Origin of the sequence: Bacillus sp. PS237, assembly GCF_037963345.1 — a bacterium.
Classification (GTDB): domain Bacteria; phylum Bacillota; class Bacilli; order Bacillales; family Bacillaceae; genus Bacillus; species Bacillus subtilis.
Genome location: NZ_CP150156.1, coordinates 2,714,578 through 2,729,365, shown reverse-complemented (window position 1 = coordinate 2,729,365; position 14,788 = coordinate 2,714,578). Strand labels below are relative to the sequence as shown.

Below are 14,788 nucleotides of genomic sequence, written 5' to 3'. Positions count from 1 at the left end.
GAACTATTTCTACAATCGATTTGTCACATTATATGACCTGTAATTATCAATAAGAAGAGGAAGGGAAAAAGAAAAAACGCGGCGTATCGACTACGCTGCGTTTTTCTACAGAGGCAAACTTATGGCAATTGTTATAAAATCCTTCAGCAACAAATAGCCTAGTTCAGTCAAACCGTATATAAAGGATAAAGCAATCACAAAATGATTGAAATGCTTTTCATCATTTGTTCCGTTCATCTTATTCATGTTTCATCACCTCACTGACGCCTGCGGCGGTTCTTCACGGATCCAATGATCATCTTTTCGCCAATCATACGTTTCATCAGTATCAAGATGTAAAGTCTGATTGCCGATTTTCACTGTATTGTGATTGATCCACGTCACTGCTGGGCGGCTGTCCGGGTAATTCCAGTAGATTGTTCTCTTGACAAGTGTTTTTTCATTTACAAGTTCACCTCTGGCTGCATCTAAGCTCAAGGTGTTTTCGGTCTTAATGTGACTCTCTCCCTTTTTTTCTCTCATTTTACTATATATCGGATTCATATAATCTTTACATTTCTTTAAAATTACCTCAATAAAGCAATGATAAGATGAAATAAAGCCAATAAAGGGTGAGGGGAGACAGAAATGGAAAAAACGTATTGTCATTCCGGCGAGAAGGACCCAGAAGCGGTCTACTTAACTGTGAGAGGCTATCGAATTAAGCTGTCGCCTGAACAAATGAAACTGATTTCTGCCGTCAGAAAGTAAAAAATACATGATAAAGGCAGCCGCTTGTGCGGCTGCCTTTTTGATTTAAGAATATTTTCTTTTCCGCTGTGCGAAATGCTTTTGAAACCAATCTTTCTTATATAAAAATGCGATGATCTCCAGCCAAAAACCCGGAATCTTTTTGGGGAATATCGGTTTTTTGTAGAGTGCATGATATGCGGATTTTAAGTCGTCCCACTGCGTGCATGTTTTTGTCTGCTCAAATCTCGCAACATCAATCACCCGCACCGCCCCGGTTTCTGTCAATATCAGATTCCGCAAATGAATATCTGACGGGTTCAGTCCGGCTGCCCGGGCGTCAGAAAGCGCTTCTTCAACCTGCTGAATCATGTCATCACTGATTGCAATGCCTTTCTTCAGACAGTTATAAAAGGTTTCACCTTTAATATATTCCATGAGAATAAATGAATCGCCAGTTTCGTAAATGTCAGGATAGAATGCGGACCCGGCTAATTTTTCATAGATCGCTGCTTCTTTGACTGCTGTCGCTTGATATTCCGGAAAAAATACTTTCAGCGCCATTTTTCGACCGCCTTCTGTTAAGGCAAACACATAGGCGCTTCTTCCCTTGCCGATTAGTGTTAATTCCTCGGATTTCTCTTTGACTTTATCAAATCTGCTGTTCTTGCGGTATATGACGGTATGGGCCAGTGCCTCTGCTTTTGTCAGCATTTCATTCACCTTCTTTGCTCTATTTTATGCAGCTGTTTATAGGAAAATCATAAACTGTTCAGGAAAAAGAGCCTAATTCTAGTGTATCTGGTCTTGAAGAAGAAGGCTACTTATAAGCATGAATTGTGATAAAAGAGACATAGAACGTTTAATTTCCATTCTTGAAAAGCGCTTACAAATGGGATAGTATTAATTTTAAATAAAGCGCTTTCGTGAATGATCAAGGGGGAAGAAGCCATGACAAAACAGATTGTGACAGGGATTATCGGTGCAGGCCGCATCGGCAAACTTCATGTTCAAAATATAAGCCGGATTCCTCACATGAAAATAAAAGCAATCTCTGACATTCAGGCGAGCCGTATAAAAAGCTGGGCCGACAGTCATCAGATTGAATACATAACCTCTGATTATCGTGATTTATTACATGATCCTGATATTGATGCTATTTTTATTTGCTCTCCTACAGCCGTACATGCACAGATGATCAAAGAAGCAGCCGAGGCGAAAAAGCATATATTTTGTGAGAAGCCCGTTAGTTTCTCTCTGGACGAAACGAGTGAAGCGCTTGCGGCTGTCCGGAAACACGGGGTAACACTTCAAGTCGGATTTAACCGCCGCTTTGATCCTCATTTTAAGAAAATCAAAACGATTGTTGAAAATGGTGAAATCGGTACACCTCATTTATTAAAAATCACGTCCCGGGACCCAGAACCCCCGAATATAGATTATGTCCGTACGTCAGGCGGATTGTTTATGGATATGTCGATCCATGATTTTGATATGGCCAGATATATTATGGGAAGCGAAGTGACGGAAGTGTATGCCAAAGGGGCGGCTTTGGTGAATCCTTCTTTTGCGGAGCTGGGTGATATTGATACAGCTGTTATTACACTGACTTTTGAAAACGGTGCCATGGCTGTGATTGATAACAGCCGCCAAGCTGTGTACGGATATGACCAGCGGGTTGAGGTTTTCGGGACGAAAGGCTCTGCAGCGGCTGACAATAGCAGGCCGACAACGGTTGAGGTGTCAACAGCTGATTTTGTGATGAAGGATAAACCGCATTTCTTTTTCCTTGAACGCTATAAGGATTCATATGAGGAGGAGATTCTCCGTTTTGCAGAAGCGATCGGCACAAACCAGGAGACTCCCTGCACCGGCAATGACGGTTTACAGGCCGGGAGGATCGCCAGAGCAGCACAGCAATCGCTTGCTTTTGGCATGCCTGTTAGCATTGAGCACACTGAAAAAATCGCTTTTTAATCTAACAGGATTACAATTCAGCAAGCTTGGGTATATACTCCATTGATACTTTAAGTAGGCGGTGGAGAAAATGAATACAGTACATGCTAAAGGAAATGTTTTGAACAAAATCGGAATTCCTTCTCACATGGTTTGGGGTTATATTGGCGTTGTCATCTTTATGGTTGGAGACGGCCTCGAACAAGGCTGGCTGTCTCCTTTTCTCGTTGATCATGGTCTCAGTATGCAGCAATCCGCATCGTTATTTACCATGTACGGCATTGCTGTCACCATCTCAGCTTGGCTTTCAGGAACGTTTGTCCAAACTTGGGGGCCGAGAAAAACGATGACTGTCGGATTGCTTGCATTTATCCTCGGTTCGGCCGCTTTTATCGGCTGGGCGATTCCTCATATGTATTATCCGGCTCTCTTGGGCAGCTATGCTCTTAGAGGCTTGGGATATCCGCTGTTTGCATACTCTTTTCTCGTATGGGTGTCATACAGCACCTCTCAAAATATTCTTGGAAAAGCCGTCGGCTGGTTTTGGTTTATGTTTACGTGCGGCCTTAACGTGCTCGGTCCGTTCTATTCCAGCTATGCAGTTCCGGCCTTTGGAGAAATCAATACGCTTTGGAGCGCTTTACTGTTTGTGGCGGCAGGCGGAATTCTTGCCTTATTTTTTAACAAAGATAAATTTACTCCGATACAAAAACAAGATCAGCCGAAATGGAAAGAACTGTCGAAGGCATTTACGATTATGTTTGAAAACCCTAAGGTAGGCATCGGCGGAGTGGTCAAGACGATTAATGCGATAGGACAATTTGGATTTGCCATCTTTCTTCCTACTTATTTAGCACGATACGGGTATTCGGTTTCGGAATGGCTGCAAATATGGGGGACGCTGTTTTTTGTGAATATTGTGTTTAATATCATTTTCGGTGCAGTCGGAGATAAACTAGGCTGGCGCAATACGGTCATGTGGTTTGGCGGTGTCGGATGCGGTATTTTTACGCTGGCGCTGTATTACACGCCTCAGCTGATCGGGCATCAGTATTGGGTGCTCATGATTATCGCCTGCTGCTACGGCGCGGCTTTAGCAGGGTACGTCCCATTAAGCGCGCTTTTGCCGACGCTTGCACCTGATAATAAAGGTGCTGCCATGTCAGTGTTGAATTTGGGATCTGGTTTATGTGCGTTTATCGCGCCGGGCATCGTGAGTCTTTTCATTGGGCCGCTCGGTGCAGGTGGCGTGATTTGGATCTTTGCGGCATTGTATTTTTTCAGTGCCTTTCTGACGCGATTCTTGACAATTTCTGAGCAAAGCACAGATGTGTATACGGAGGAACGGTTTGTCAGGGAAAATGTGCAGACAAATTTTGATAAAACGGTTAAGCAGTAGCCTCTTTGGTCAAACTAATCATAAACGTGTGCAAAGAGGTGTAGAGGGTGAAACGATTCAGCACGGCGTATCTTTTGCTGGGCATTCTTTGCTCAGCGGCAGTATTTTTAATAGGAGCTCCTTCCCGCGCACTTGGCGCGGAAGTGGAGCACTATGAGCCGCTGCAGGTGCATGTGCAGCTTGAAAAGGTGTATTTGGACGGCGATGTCAGCATTGAGCATAAGCATGAAAAAGTGTTTTCTATGGATGATTTTTGGGCAGCTTATGCCGGATGGACGCTAGTGGAACAAAAAAAGGGATATGTGCTCTTCCGGAAGCAAATGGACGATATTTCTCCGCTCAGCAAGGTCAACGGGTATATCGGTGTATCGGATAATGGAGTGATTTCCACTTTTCATGGGCGGCCTGAGCCAGCTTCCGAACCAATTCAGTCTTTTTTTCAAATTGATTTAGAAAGGCTGGAAAGCCATATGCAAAAAAATCTGCTGAAAGGCATTCCATTTCGGACAAAAGCGGAGTTTGAGGATGTCATCGAACATATGAAGACATACAGCGGGTAGCGTCCGCTGATTGAAGACATGTATTCATGTCTTTTTTTTCGTGAAAGAATGAGAGAGAAGCGAACATATGTTAACTTTTCTATAAGACTTTGGCTGTTTTTATGGTACAATGAAGAACAGTCAAAGAGGTGAATTTGCGTGATTGAATTTGTTAAAGGGACGATTGATTATGTATCTCCCCAATATATTGTCATAGAGAACGGCGGCATCGGCTATCAGATTTTCACGCCGAATCCGTTTATATATAAGGAGAGAAGCCAAGAAACGATTTTTACATACCATCATATCAGAGAGGATGCTTTTTCGCTTTATGGTTTTTCAACAAGAGAGGAGAAGGCGCTCTTTACAAAGCTGTTAAACGTGACCGGAATTGGCCCGAAAGGAGCACTTGCCATCTTGGGCTCGGGTGATCCCGGAGCGGTCATCCAAGCAATTGAAAATGAAGATGAAGCTTTTTTGGTCAAGTTTCCTGGAGTAGGAAAGAAAACCGCACGCCAGATTATTCTAGATTTAAAAGGAAAGCTGGCAGATGTTGTGCCTGAAATGATTGAAAATCTGTTTAATCATGAAGAAAGGCTTGAAAAGCAAACAGCGGAAACGGCTCTTGAAGAAGCACTTGAAGCCCTCAGGGTTCTCGGATATGCTGAAAAAGAAATCAAAAAGGTGCTTCCTCACCTTAAAGAAGAAATTGGGCTGACAACAGACCAATATGTGAAAAAAGCATTACAAAAACTATTAAAGTAAGGTGATGTTCATGGATGAACGGCTCGTCTCAAGTGAAGCAGACAACCATGAATCAGTGATAGAGCAAAGCCTGAGGCCGCAAAATCTGGCACAGTATATCGGGCAGCATAAGGTAAAAGAAAATTTGCGCGTGTTTATAGATGCGGCGAAAATGAGACAGGAGACGCTGGATCATGTTCTTCTGTACGGGCCGCCCGGACTCGGAAAAACAACGCTTGCTTCGATTGTTGCTAATGAAATGGGAGTGGAATTGCGGACGACATCAGGGCCTGCGATTGAAAGGCCTGGTGATTTGGCTGCTATATTAACGGCGCTGGAACCGGGAGATGTATTATTTATTGATGAAATACATAGGCTGCACAGATCGATCGAAGAGGTGCTTTATCCTGCAATGGAAGACTTTTGCCTGGACATTGTGATTGGCAAAGGCCCATCTGCCCGCTCGGTTCGCCTCGACCTTCCGCCTTTTACGCTGGTGGGAGCCACGACGAGGGTGGGGCTTTTGACGGCTCCTTTAAGAGACAGATTCGGCGTAATGTCTCGCCTTGAGTACTATACACAAGAAGAACTGGCGGATATTGTCACAAGAACCGCTGATGTATTCGAGGTTGAGATTGATAAACCGTCGGCTCTTGAAATTGCAAGAAGATCGAGAGGGACGCCCCGCGTGGCGAACCGCCTGCTGAGAAGGGTGCGCGATTTCGCCCAAGTGCTGGGTGACAGCAGGATTACGGAAGACATTTCTCAGAATGCGCTGGAGCGGCTTCAGGTTGACCGCCTCGGTTTGGATCATATTGATCATAAGCTGCTGATGGGCATGATCGAAAAATTCAACGGCGGCCCAGTAGGCCTTGATACGATTTCAGCTACCATCGGCGAGGAATCGCATACGATTGAAGACGTATATGAACCATATCTGCTGCAAATTGGATTTATACAAAGAACGCCGCGTGGAAGGATCGTGACACCGGCCGTTTATCATCATTTCCAAATGGAGGCTCCCCGATATGACTGAATTTCCTAAGATCATTATGATTCTTGGTGCTGTTTTGCTTATTATCGGAGCAGTTTTGCATTTTGTCGGCAAGATGCCGGGAGATATTTTTGTAAAAAAAGGAAATGTTACGTTTTTCTTCCCGGTTGTCACTTGTATTATTATAAGTGTGGTATTATCAATTTTGCTTAATCTTTTTGGCAGAATGAAATAACAAAAGACTAGAATAAAGGTGAAATCATCATGAAAGTCGATTTATTTGATTTTGAACTACCAGAACGTTTAATTGCACAAGTACCGTTGGAGCAGCGTGATGCTTCAAGGCTGATGGTGCTCGATAAACATACAGGAGAGCTTACTGACAGCTCGTTTAAACACATTATCAGCTTCTTTAACGAAGGCGATTGTCTAGTCCTGAACAATACCCGGGTACTGCCTGCGCGGTTATTCGGCACAAAAGAGGATACCGGCGCGAAAGTGGAACTTCTTTTGTTGAAACAGGAAACCGGTGATAAATGGGAAACACTTGCCAAACCGGCGAAACGGGTGAAAAAAGGAACTGTTGTCACATTTGGAGACGGAAGATTGAAGGCAATCTGCACGGAAGAGCTTGAGCACGGCGGCAGAAAGATGGAATTTCAATATGACGGTATTTTCTACGAGGTGCTTGAATCCCTTGGAGAGATGCCGCTCCCTCCATATATCAAAGAACAGCTTGATGACAAAGAGCGCTACCAGACAGTGTATTCAAAAGAAATTGGCTCTGCTGCTGCGCCTACAGCTGGCCTTCACTTCACGGAAGAAATCTTACAGCAGCTGAAAGACAAAGGCGTGCAAATTGAGTTCATCACACTGCACGTAGGCCTTGGAACGTTTCGCCCTGTGAGTGCCGATGAAGTGGAAGAGCATAATATGCATGCAGAGTTTTATCAAATGTCAGAAGAAACGGCTGCAGCCTTAAACAAAGTAAGAGAAAATGGCGGTCGGATCATTTCTGTCGGCACGACCTCGACACGCACGCTTGAGACGATTGCCGGAGAACATGACGGGCAATTTAAAGCATCAAGCGGCTGGACATCTATTTTTATTTATCCGGGCTATGAATTTAAAGCCATTGACGGAATGATTACAAACTTCCATTTGCCGAAATCGTCATTGATTATGCTGGTCAGCGCGCTTGCTGGAAGAGAAAACATTCTGCGTGCCTATAACCATGCAGTGGAAGAGGAATACCGTTTCTTCAGCTTCGGAGACGCGATGCTGATTATATAATTTGAGAACAGGAGGCCTCATCAAAAGTGGCTGAACAACCAATACGCTATGAATTTATAAAAGAATGCAAACAAACAGGAGCGCGGCTGGGCAAAGTGCATACGCCTCACGGCTCCTTCGAAACGCCGGTTTTTATGCCGGTCGGCACACTGGCGACAGTCAAAACAATGTCGCCTGAAGAGCTGAAAGCAATGGATGCAGGCATCATTTTGAGCAACACTTATCATCTATGGCTTCGTCCGGGCCAAGACATTGTCAAAGAAGCGGGCGGGCTCCATAAATTTATGAACTGGGACCGCGCAATTTTAACAGATTCAGGCGGTTTTCAGGTCTTTTCTTTAAGCAAGTTTCGTAATATAGAGGAAGAGGGTGTCCATTTCCGCAATCATCTAAATGGAGACAAGCTGTTTTTATCTCCGGAAAAAGCGATGGAGATCCAAAACGCACTCGGCTCTGATATTATGATGGCGTTTGACGAATGCCCGCCATACCCGGCGGAGTACGACTACATGAAGAGGTCAGTTGAACGGACAAGCCGCTGGGCGGAACGCTGCCTGAATGCCCACAATCGTCAGGATGAACAAGGGCTGTTTGGTATTGTACAAGGCGGAGAATATGAAGATCTGCGGACACAAAGTGCGAAGGACTTGATTTCGCTTGATTTTCCGGGATATGCTATAGGCGGATTGTCTGTAGGTGAACCGAAGGATGTCATGAACCGTGTACTCGAATTCACAACACCGCTCTTGCCGAAGGATAAACCGAGATATCTGATGGGAGTAGGTTCTCCGGACGCACTGATCGACGGAGCGATCCGCGGGGTCGATATGTTTGACTGTGTGCTGCCTACACGGATTGCAAGAAACGGCACAGTGTTTACTGCTGAAGGACGACTCAATATGAAAAATGCGAAATTTGAAAGAGACTTCCGTCCGATTGATGAAGAGTGTGATTGCTATACATGTAAAAACTACACTCGCGCGTACATTAGGCACTTGATTCGCTGCAATGAAACATTCGGCCTTCGATTAACAACTTACCATAACCTTCATTTTCTGTTACACTTAATGGAGCAGGTAAGACAGGCTATTCGCGAGGATCGTCTGGGTGATTTCAGAGAAGAGTTCTTTGAGCGTTACGGCTATAACAAGCCAAATGCGAAAAGCTTCTAAATAAACATAACAGGCTTACAGAAAGGGGTGAAAATGATGACTGGCACTTTAGGTACATTGGTTCCTATTATTTTAATGTTTGCGGTCCTTTACTTCTTGCTGATTCGTCCTCAGCAAAAGCAGCAAAAGGCTGTACGCCAAATGCAAGAGGAACTGAAAAAAGGCGATTCAGTAGTGACAATCGGGGGATTGCACGGTACTGTTGACTCTATCGACGAAAGCAAAGTCGTAATTAAGACTGGTGATAACACACGTCTTACGTTCGACCGCCGCGCGATCAGAGAAGTTTCTGCTGCTGAATAACAGCAGGAGCTATACATAGCAAACAAAAAAGAGCGGGCAAGTGAGCCCGCTCTTTTTTATGTGGAAGACCTGTTTCCCCTCATGTTCACGCCGAAAATCCCGCCCAGCATGCACACCCCTAAAAATCCCAGATGGAAGATCAGCTGTTCTGCTGTAAATGTCTTTCCGAATCCTAAATACTGAAACAATAAGATAATCAGAGAAAAACTTAAGGCGGTCAATGCGCCAATCATCCAGCCTCTTTCCTTGCCTTTCCCGCCTGAAATGAACCCGCCGATAAATAAAGAGAGAAATGAGATAGCGGTGATCAGCCAGTTAAATGATGATTCTTCCAGCGAGGTTGCGGTCAATAAAAGTGAAACCGCTAAACTTGTCAGGAGCATGGCTGAAAATATGGCGATTAAGCCGTAAAGAATGCCTTTTCCAACTTGTTTCGTTTCCTCCATGATTGTCTCCTCTCTGCCTGTATTAAAAGGCTTCTGTTCTTTTTGTTCAAAACCGTCAGACATGCTGATGGCTCGTCTTTGTAAAAATGTATTCCCTTATCCCATGAATTAGACGTAAAAGCTTTGTGAAATGCAATCGGTTTTTCTTACATAAATTGATCATTTTGTTGCAACCTATAATGAGTTGGAGGTGCATAATGGAAGAGCTTCTCACTATTGCGTTTCGCACAGTCGTATTGTATTTTGTGATATTGGTCATTTTTCGTTTCATGGGCAAACGGGAGATCGGAGAGCTTAGTATTTTAGATCTCGTTGTCTTTATCATGATGGCTGAAATTGCCGTTTTAGCCATAGAAAACGTAGACGATCATCTATTTCATACCATTTTGCCAATGCTTGTATTAATGATCATTCAAGTGACTTTGGCATACTTTTCTTTAAAAAACCGAAAAGTCCGCCAGCTTCTTGACGGTAAGCCGACCATAATTATCAAATATGGAAAAATTGACGAAGAAGCCATGAAATCACAGCGTTATAATTTTGATGATTTAATGGTTCAGCTCAGAGAAAATAGCATCGACAGAGTAGCTGACGTATCATTTGCTATTTTAGAGCCGTCGGGCAAACTGACTATTGTTAAGAAAGAAAACAGCGGAGAGCATCGGCAGCTCGAAATGCCGCTCATTATAGACGGCTTCATTCAAACAGAAAACCTGTCCAGAATCAGTAAAGATAGAAAATGGCTGCTTGAAAGTTTGCAAAAACACGGATACACAAACCCTTCAGATATTTCATTTTGCTCGTTTACAGACGGAGAAATATATATTGATGAAAAAGATGGGCACCGCACGTGACCATTATCGGATGATCAACCGTCCGATAATGGGAATGCGGCGAAGCTCATCTTTTTTAATTAAACGGAAAACGAGCAGGAGGATCATATAAATGGCGGCGCTCGCCGCAATCCATCCGGCTAGATTGACAGCCTCAGATGCTCCAAAGCTTATATATTGTTTGATGGCGGAGCTGATGAATCCGCAAATTACAATAACAGCGAAGCTGAGCGCGTACTCCTTGATTTTGATGCTGATCGGCAGCACTTTGCTTACGGTTGCTGCGTGCAATAGCGTGACGAGCACCATGCCTGTCACAATGGCTAATGCCGCGCCCATAATGCCAAGAGAAGGCCTTGTGGCAAGGACAAAAATAAGGCCTGTTTTGACAAGCGCTCCGATTAAGCTGTTCATCATCGCAGCTCCTGCCAAATTAAGCGCCTGCAGCACAGCTTGAAGCGGGCCTTGGAAATAATAAAGCAGAAAAAACGGGGCCATCACTTTTATAAATACAGCTGCGCCTGAGGAACCGTACATCACTCTCATCAGCTCATCCGCAAATACAAATAAAATAACAACTGAAATGCCTCCGCTGAGCAGACAGAGACGCATCGCCTGTTCTAAGCGGTATTCCACCACCTGCAATTTTTTCTGCTCCATTCCTTCACTGATCGCAGGAACAAGCGCGGTCGACAAAGAATATGTAATAAAGCTGGGCAGAGTCAGCAGCGTCATGGCAAAGCCGGTTAGTTCCCCGTATTGCTTTGTTGCGGCAACTGTTGCCACACCGGCGATGGCAAGGCTTTGAGCGACGACGATTGGCTCGAAAAACCAAGAGAGGTTTCCGATAAAGCGGCTCCCGGTTGTTGGAAGGGACACGCTCATTAATTGGGTAAAGGTTTGTTTTCCGTTTTTAATTGACTGTAAAAAATGCTTTCTGATTTTAATTGTCTTTTTATACTTAAAGCAAACGAATAAATAAAGAAGTGATGCCAGCTCCCCTGCCACTGAGGATAGCATTGCCCCCGCTGCAGCATATTCAATTCCGTAAGGGAGAAAAATCGTTGTGCAGACAGCCACGAGTGAAATGCGGACAACCTGTTCAAGGACTTGTGACATAGCAAGCGGGTTCATATTCTGTTTTCCTTGAAAGTATCCCCTCAGCACACTCGATATAGCAATAATCGGCACAACAGGCGTAATGGCCAAGAGCGGATACAGTGTTCGCTTATCTGTCAGCATCGTTTCAGCCATAACAGGGGCGAAAAACAGAAACAGCGGTGTAAAGATGAGGCTGAGCACTCCCGTAATGGTCAGAGACATGACTAAAATATTTTTCGTTTTTTGATGATCTCCGCGCGCACTGGCTTCAGCGACTAGCTTGCTGATCGCGACCGGCAGACCGAATTGAGTTAATGTAGTGGCCAAGAAGAAAGTAGGCGCTGCCATCATGTAAAGCCCGACTCCTTCTTCACCGATAAAACGGGCGATAACCACCCGGTTGACAAACCCGAGCATTCTTGTAACCATTCCTGCTGCGATAAGGATAAGAGTGCCCTTTAAAAACGTCTGTTTCGCCATTTTTACCCCCTGCCTTCTCAAACTACCTGGAATCATATACAATAAAGATATGCGTATATGTCGTCCAAGCATGACAAGTCTTCTTGAAAAACAATAAAAAAGGAGCGTGGAATTCGTGGAGAAGCATCCAGCCGATCTATATAAAGACCACGTCAGGCCGTTTCTTTACAGCAAACTGGAAGAGTTTAAGATTCTCGGGTATGATGATGTTGAACTCGAAAGTTTGTGGTCATACTTAACAGATAAGAAGTGGAAAAAGAAAACGGAACTGAGCATTTATGAACTGGCGAGTGATATTTTATCAGTGAAAATTGGCGAATTTATGAACTATGCAACCGTTGAGTCATTTAAAACGTCTAATTGGCTGGGCAGTGAAGAGGGCCAGGAAGCATTGGAAGAACTGCTGAGATAGCAGGTTGATTCGCACAGGTTTAAGGGAGGATATACATAATGAAAAAAGGACGCTTGATTGCGTTTTTCCTTTTCGTTCTATTGATCGGCACGGGCTTGGGCTACTTTACGAAGCCTGCCGCTAACAATATTACGTTAGGATTGGATTTGCAAGGCGGATTTGAGGTGCTGTATGATGTACAGCCTGTAAAAAAAGGTGACAAAATCACAAAAGACGTTCTGGTCAGCACAGTAGAGGCACTGAACCGCCGGGCCAATGTTCTCGGTGTCAGCGAACCGAACATCCAAATTGAAGGGAATAACCGGATTCGCGTTCAGCTCGCTGGCGTGACAAACCAAAACAGAGCGCGTGAAATTTTGGCGACTGAAGCGCAGCTTTCTTTCAGAGATGCAAATGATAAGGAACTGTTAAACGGTGCTGATCTAGTCGAAAACGGCGCTAAACAAACTTATGATAGCACAACAAATGAGCCAATTGTCACGATTAAGCTGAAAGACGCTGATAAATTTGGTGAAGTGACCAAGAAGGTCATGAAAATGGCGCCAAACAACCAGCTTGTCATTTGGTTGGATTATGATAAAGGTGATTCCTTTAAGAAAGAAGTTCAAAAAGAGCATCCTAAATTTGTATCCGCTCCAAATGTAAGTCAGGAACTAAATACAACTGATGTAAAAATTGAAGGTCATTTCACAGCTCAAGAAGCGAAAGATTTAGCCAGCATTTTAAACGCAGGCGCACTTCCTGTGAAACTGACTGAAAAGTATTCGACATCAGTAGGCGCGCAATTCGGCCAGCAGGCTCTCCATGATACGGTGTTTGCCGGTATTGTCGGTATCGCAATTATTTTCTTATTTATGCTTTTCTATTACCGTCTGCCGGGATTAATCGCGGTGATTACGCTGTCTGTTTATATCTACATTACACTCCAGATCTTTGACTGGATGAATGCCGTACTCACGCTTCCGGGAATTGCCGCTCTCATTTTAGGTGTCGGGATGGCTGTTGACGCCAACATTATTACCTATGAGCGGATTAAAGAAGAGCTCAAGCTAGGAAAGTCAGTCCGCTCTGCCTTCCGTTCAGGAAACAGACGGTCATTTGCGACGATTTTTGACGCGAATATTACAACCATTATTGCAGCGGTTGTGCTCTTTATCTTTGGGACAAGCTCTGTTAAAGGGTTTGCGACAATGCTGATCCTATCGATTTTGACAAGCTTTATCACTGCCGTTTTCTTATCGAGATTTCTCCTCGCTCTCCTTGTGGAAAGCAGATGGCTTGATCGGAAAAAAGGCTGGTTTGGTGTCAATAAGAAACATATCATGGATATTCAGGATACGGATGAAAATACAGAGCCGCATACGCCATTCCAAAAATGGGATTTCACGAGCAAACGCAAATACTTCTTTATTTTCTCCAGTGCGGTCACGGTTGCCGGGATTATTATCCTGCTTGTGTTCAGGCTGAATCTTGGCATTGACTTTGCAAGCGGTGCACGGATTGAAGTGCAAAGCGACCATAAGCTGACGACAGAGCAAGTTGAGAAGGATTTTGAATCTCTGGGTATGGACCCTGATACTGTAGTTCTGTCAGGCGAAAAGAGCAATATCGGTGTTGCCCGTTTTGTCGGGGTGCCAGATAAAGAAACCATTGCAAAAGTAAAAACGTATTTTAAAGACAAATACGGATCTGATCCAAATGTCAGCACAGTTTCACCGACAGTCGGTAAGGAGCTGGCGAGAAATGCGCTGTACGCAGTTGCTATAGCTTCTATTGGCATCATTATTTACGTTTCAATCCGATTCGAATACAAAATGGCGATTGCTGCCATCGCCTCATTGCTATATGACGCATTCTTTATCGTCACGTTCTTCAGTATTACAAGGCTTGAGGTAGATGTTACATTCATCGCGGCCATCTTGACGATAATCGGGTATTCCATTAACGATACAATCGTTACATTTGACAGGGTCCGCGAGCATATGAAAAAGCGTAAGCCGAAAACCTTTGCCGATCTGAACCATATTGTAAACCTGAGCCTGCAGCAAACCTTTACACGTTCAATTAACACTGTATTAACCGTTGTGATTGTTGTTGTGACATTGCTGATCTTTGGAGCATCTTCTATTACTAACTTCTCAATTGCTTTATTGGTCGGGCTGTTAACAGGCGTTTATTCTTCTCTATACATTGCCGCACAAATTTGGCTTGCATGGAAAGGAAGAGAACTGAAAAAAGATTCGGCGCAATAAAAAATATCAGGCTGTCCTCTGCAGGGCAGCCTGTTTTTTGAAGTTTCATTGAACTTAAAATAGACATTTGCTATAATGACATACGCTTACATTTAAACATATATATGGTGTTAAAAGTGTTTATGGCTGGTTTTC

At 44.0% G+C, this 14,788-nt stretch carries 18 protein-coding genes; 13 read left to right on the top strand and 5 right to left on the bottom strand.

Annotated features, from left to right (window positions below):
• Positions 1 to 105: 105 nt before the first annotated feature.
• Together NST22_RS14220 and NST22_RS14215 are read right to left on the bottom strand one after the other, a co-directional pair.
• Positions 106 to 246: a hypothetical protein gene (locus NST22_RS14220; RefSeq protein ID WP_004398683.1), complete on the bottom strand. Its 141-nt coding sequence runs from the start codon at positions 244 to 246 to the stop codon at positions 106 to 108.
• Between the two features lie 6 nt (positions 247 to 252).
• Positions 253 to 543, bottom strand: a complete 291-nt coding sequence (locus tag NST22_RS14215; RefSeq protein ID WP_003246047.1) for a DUF5412 family protein — start codon at positions 541 to 543, stop codon at positions 253 to 255.
• Positions 544 to 627: 84 nt separating this feature from the next.
• Here NST22_RS14215 and NST22_RS14210 point away from each other — a divergent pair, with 84 nt between their 5' ends.
• The gene (locus tag NST22_RS14210) at positions 628 to 750 is read left to right on the top strand and encodes a hypothetical protein (protein ID WP_003229707.1); all 123 of its coding nucleotides are present in this window, start codon (positions 628 to 630) and stop codon (positions 748 to 750) included.
• Positions 751 to 795: 45 nt separating this feature from the next.
• Here the strand turns inward: NST22_RS14210 and NST22_RS14205 are convergent, their stop codons facing one another.
• Positions 796 to 1,443: a phosphotransferase gene (locus NST22_RS14205; protein WP_003246159.1), complete on the bottom strand. Its 648-nt coding sequence runs from the start codon at positions 1,441 to 1,443 to the stop codon at positions 796 to 798.
• 237 nt (positions 1,444 to 1,680) lie between these two features.
• Here NST22_RS14205 and iolG point away from each other — a divergent pair, with 237 nt between their 5' ends.
• The 9 genes from iolG (at position 1,681) to yajC (ending at position 9,129) form a co-directional block, all read left to right on the top strand.
• Positions 1,681 to 2,706 carry an inositol 2-dehydrogenase gene (gene iolG / locus NST22_RS14200; RefSeq protein ID WP_004398990.1) on the top strand — a complete coding sequence of 342 codons (1,026 nt, stop codon included), beginning with the start codon at positions 1,681 to 1,683 and terminating at the stop codon, positions 2,704 to 2,706.
• Positions 2,707 to 2,776: 70 nt separating this feature from the next.
• Positions 2,777 to 4,084 carry an MFS transporter gene (locus NST22_RS14195; protein WP_003246197.1) on the top strand — a complete coding sequence of 436 codons (1,308 nt, stop codon included), beginning with the start codon at positions 2,777 to 2,779 and terminating at the stop codon, positions 4,082 to 4,084.
• Positions 4,085 to 4,131: 47 nt separating this feature from the next.
• Positions 4,132 to 4,644: a sporulation cell-cell signaling protein BofC gene (bofC, locus tag NST22_RS14190; protein ID WP_003229715.1), complete on the top strand. Its 513-nt coding sequence runs from the start codon at positions 4,132 to 4,134 to the stop codon at positions 4,642 to 4,644.
• 138 nt (positions 4,645 to 4,782) lie between these two features.
• Positions 4,783 to 5,388, top strand: coding sequence for a Holliday junction branch migration protein RuvA (gene ruvA, locus NST22_RS14185; RefSeq protein ID WP_003229717.1), 606 nt, complete (start codon positions 4,783 to 4,785; stop codon positions 5,386 to 5,388).
• A gap of 10 nt (positions 5,389 to 5,398) precedes the next feature.
• Positions 5,399 to 6,403 carry a Holliday junction branch migration DNA helicase RuvB gene (gene ruvB / locus NST22_RS14180; RefSeq protein ID WP_003229718.1) on the top strand — a complete coding sequence of 335 codons (1,005 nt, stop codon included), beginning with the start codon at positions 5,399 to 5,401 and terminating at the stop codon, positions 6,401 to 6,403.
• On the top strand, positions 6,396 to 6,596 hold the full coding sequence (locus NST22_RS14175) for a DUF2905 domain-containing protein (protein WP_003222669.1): 201 nt from the start codon (positions 6,396 to 6,398) through the stop codon (positions 6,594 to 6,596). Before ruvB ends, NST22_RS14175 begins: the two co-directional genes overlap by 8 nt.
• A 29-nt stretch (positions 6,597 to 6,625) precedes the next feature.
• Positions 6,626 to 7,654 (top strand): tRNA preQ1(34) S-adenosylmethionine ribosyltransferase-isomerase QueA, encoded by a 1,029-nt coding sequence (gene queA / locus NST22_RS14170; protein ID WP_003229723.1) that lies wholly within the window; start codon positions 6,626 to 6,628, stop codon positions 7,652 to 7,654.
• Between the two features lie 26 nt (positions 7,655 to 7,680).
• Positions 7,681 to 8,826, top strand: a complete 1,146-nt coding sequence (gene tgt, locus NST22_RS14165) for a tRNA guanosine(34) transglycosylase Tgt (RefSeq protein ID WP_003229725.1) — start codon at positions 7,681 to 7,683, stop codon at positions 8,824 to 8,826.
• 36 nt (positions 8,827 to 8,862) lie between these two features.
• Positions 8,863 to 9,129, top strand: coding sequence for a preprotein translocase subunit YajC (yajC, locus tag NST22_RS14160; RefSeq protein ID WP_004398708.1), 267 nt, complete (start codon positions 8,863 to 8,865; stop codon positions 9,127 to 9,129).
• Positions 9,130 to 9,185: 56 nt separating this feature from the next.
• Here yajC and NST22_RS14155 read toward each other — a convergent pair whose 3' ends face one another.
• Positions 9,186 to 9,575: a TIGR04086 family membrane protein gene (locus tag NST22_RS14155; protein WP_004398667.1), complete on the bottom strand. Its 390-nt coding sequence runs from the start codon at positions 9,573 to 9,575 to the stop codon at positions 9,186 to 9,188.
• 197 nt (positions 9,576 to 9,772) lie between these two features.
• Here NST22_RS14155 and NST22_RS14150 point away from each other — a divergent pair, with 197 nt between their 5' ends.
• Positions 9,773 to 10,429: a DUF421 domain-containing protein gene (locus NST22_RS14150; protein ID WP_004398801.1), complete on the top strand. Its 657-nt coding sequence runs from the start codon at positions 9,773 to 9,775 to the stop codon at positions 10,427 to 10,429.
• Positions 10,430 to 10,432: 3 nt separating this feature from the next.
• Here the strand turns inward: NST22_RS14150 and spoVB are convergent, their stop codons facing one another.
• On the bottom strand, positions 10,433 to 11,989 hold the full coding sequence (spoVB, locus tag NST22_RS14145; RefSeq protein ID WP_004398529.1) for a stage V sporulation protein B: 1,557 nt from the start codon (positions 11,987 to 11,989) through the stop codon (positions 10,433 to 10,435).
• A 115-nt stretch (positions 11,990 to 12,104) separates the two neighbouring features.
• On the opposite strand from spoVB, the gene comN reads away from it, so the two are divergent.
• Complete coding sequence (gene comN, locus NST22_RS14140; RefSeq protein ID WP_004398498.1) at positions 12,105 to 12,401, top strand: post-transcriptional regulator ComN; 297 nt, start codon at positions 12,105 to 12,107, stop codon at positions 12,399 to 12,401.
• Positions 12,402 to 12,439: 38 nt separating this feature from the next.
• Entirely contained in the window at positions 12,440 to 14,653 is a 2,214-nt protein-coding gene (gene secDF / locus NST22_RS14135; RefSeq protein ID WP_003245970.1) for a protein translocase subunit SecDF, read from the top strand.
• Positions 14,654 to 14,788: the final 135 nt, after the last annotated feature.

Excerpts from the sequence above, each read along its gene's own strand:
- NST22_RS14220 (WP_004398683.1), bottom strand. The coding sequence starts at position 246 with ATGAATAAGATGAACGGAACAAATGATGAAAAGCATTTCAATCATTTT.
- NST22_RS14215 (WP_003246047.1), bottom strand. The coding sequence starts at position 543 with ATGAATCCGATATATAGTAAAATGAGAGAAAAAAAGGGAGAGAGTCAC.
- NST22_RS14210 (WP_003229707.1), top strand. The coding sequence starts at position 628 with ATGGAAAAAACGTATTGTCATTCCGGCGAGAAGGACCCAGAAGCGGTC.
- NST22_RS14205 (WP_003246159.1), bottom strand. The coding sequence starts at position 1,443 with ATGCTGACAAAAGCAGAGGCACTGGCCCATACCGTCATATACCGCAAG.
- iolG (WP_004398990.1), top strand. The coding sequence starts at position 1,681 with ATGACAAAACAGATTGTGACAGGGATTATCGGTGCAGGCCGCATCGGC.
- NST22_RS14195 (WP_003246197.1), top strand. The coding sequence starts at position 2,777 with ATGAATACAGTACATGCTAAAGGAAATGTTTTGAACAAAATCGGAATT.
- ruvB (WP_003229718.1), top strand. The coding sequence starts at position 5,399 with ATGGATGAACGGCTCGTCTCAAGTGAAGCAGACAACCATGAATCAGTG.
- NST22_RS14175 (WP_003222669.1), top strand. The coding sequence starts at position 6,396 with ATGACTGAATTTCCTAAGATCATTATGATTCTTGGTGCTGTTTTGCTT.
- queA (WP_003229723.1), top strand. The coding sequence starts at position 6,626 with ATGAAAGTCGATTTATTTGATTTTGAACTACCAGAACGTTTAATTGCA.
- yajC (WP_004398708.1), top strand. The coding sequence starts at position 8,863 with ATGACTGGCACTTTAGGTACATTGGTTCCTATTATTTTAATGTTTGCG.
- NST22_RS14155 (WP_004398667.1), bottom strand. The coding sequence starts at position 9,575 with ATGGAGGAAACGAAACAAGTTGGAAAAGGCATTCTTTACGGCTTAATC.
- NST22_RS14150 (WP_004398801.1), top strand. The coding sequence starts at position 9,773 with ATGGAAGAGCTTCTCACTATTGCGTTTCGCACAGTCGTATTGTATTTT.
- spoVB (WP_004398529.1), bottom strand. The coding sequence starts at position 11,989 with ATGGCGAAACAGACGTTTTTAAAGGGCACTCTTATCCTTATCGCAGCA.
- secDF (WP_003245970.1), top strand. The coding sequence starts at position 12,440 with ATGAAAAAAGGACGCTTGATTGCGTTTTTCCTTTTCGTTCTATTGATC.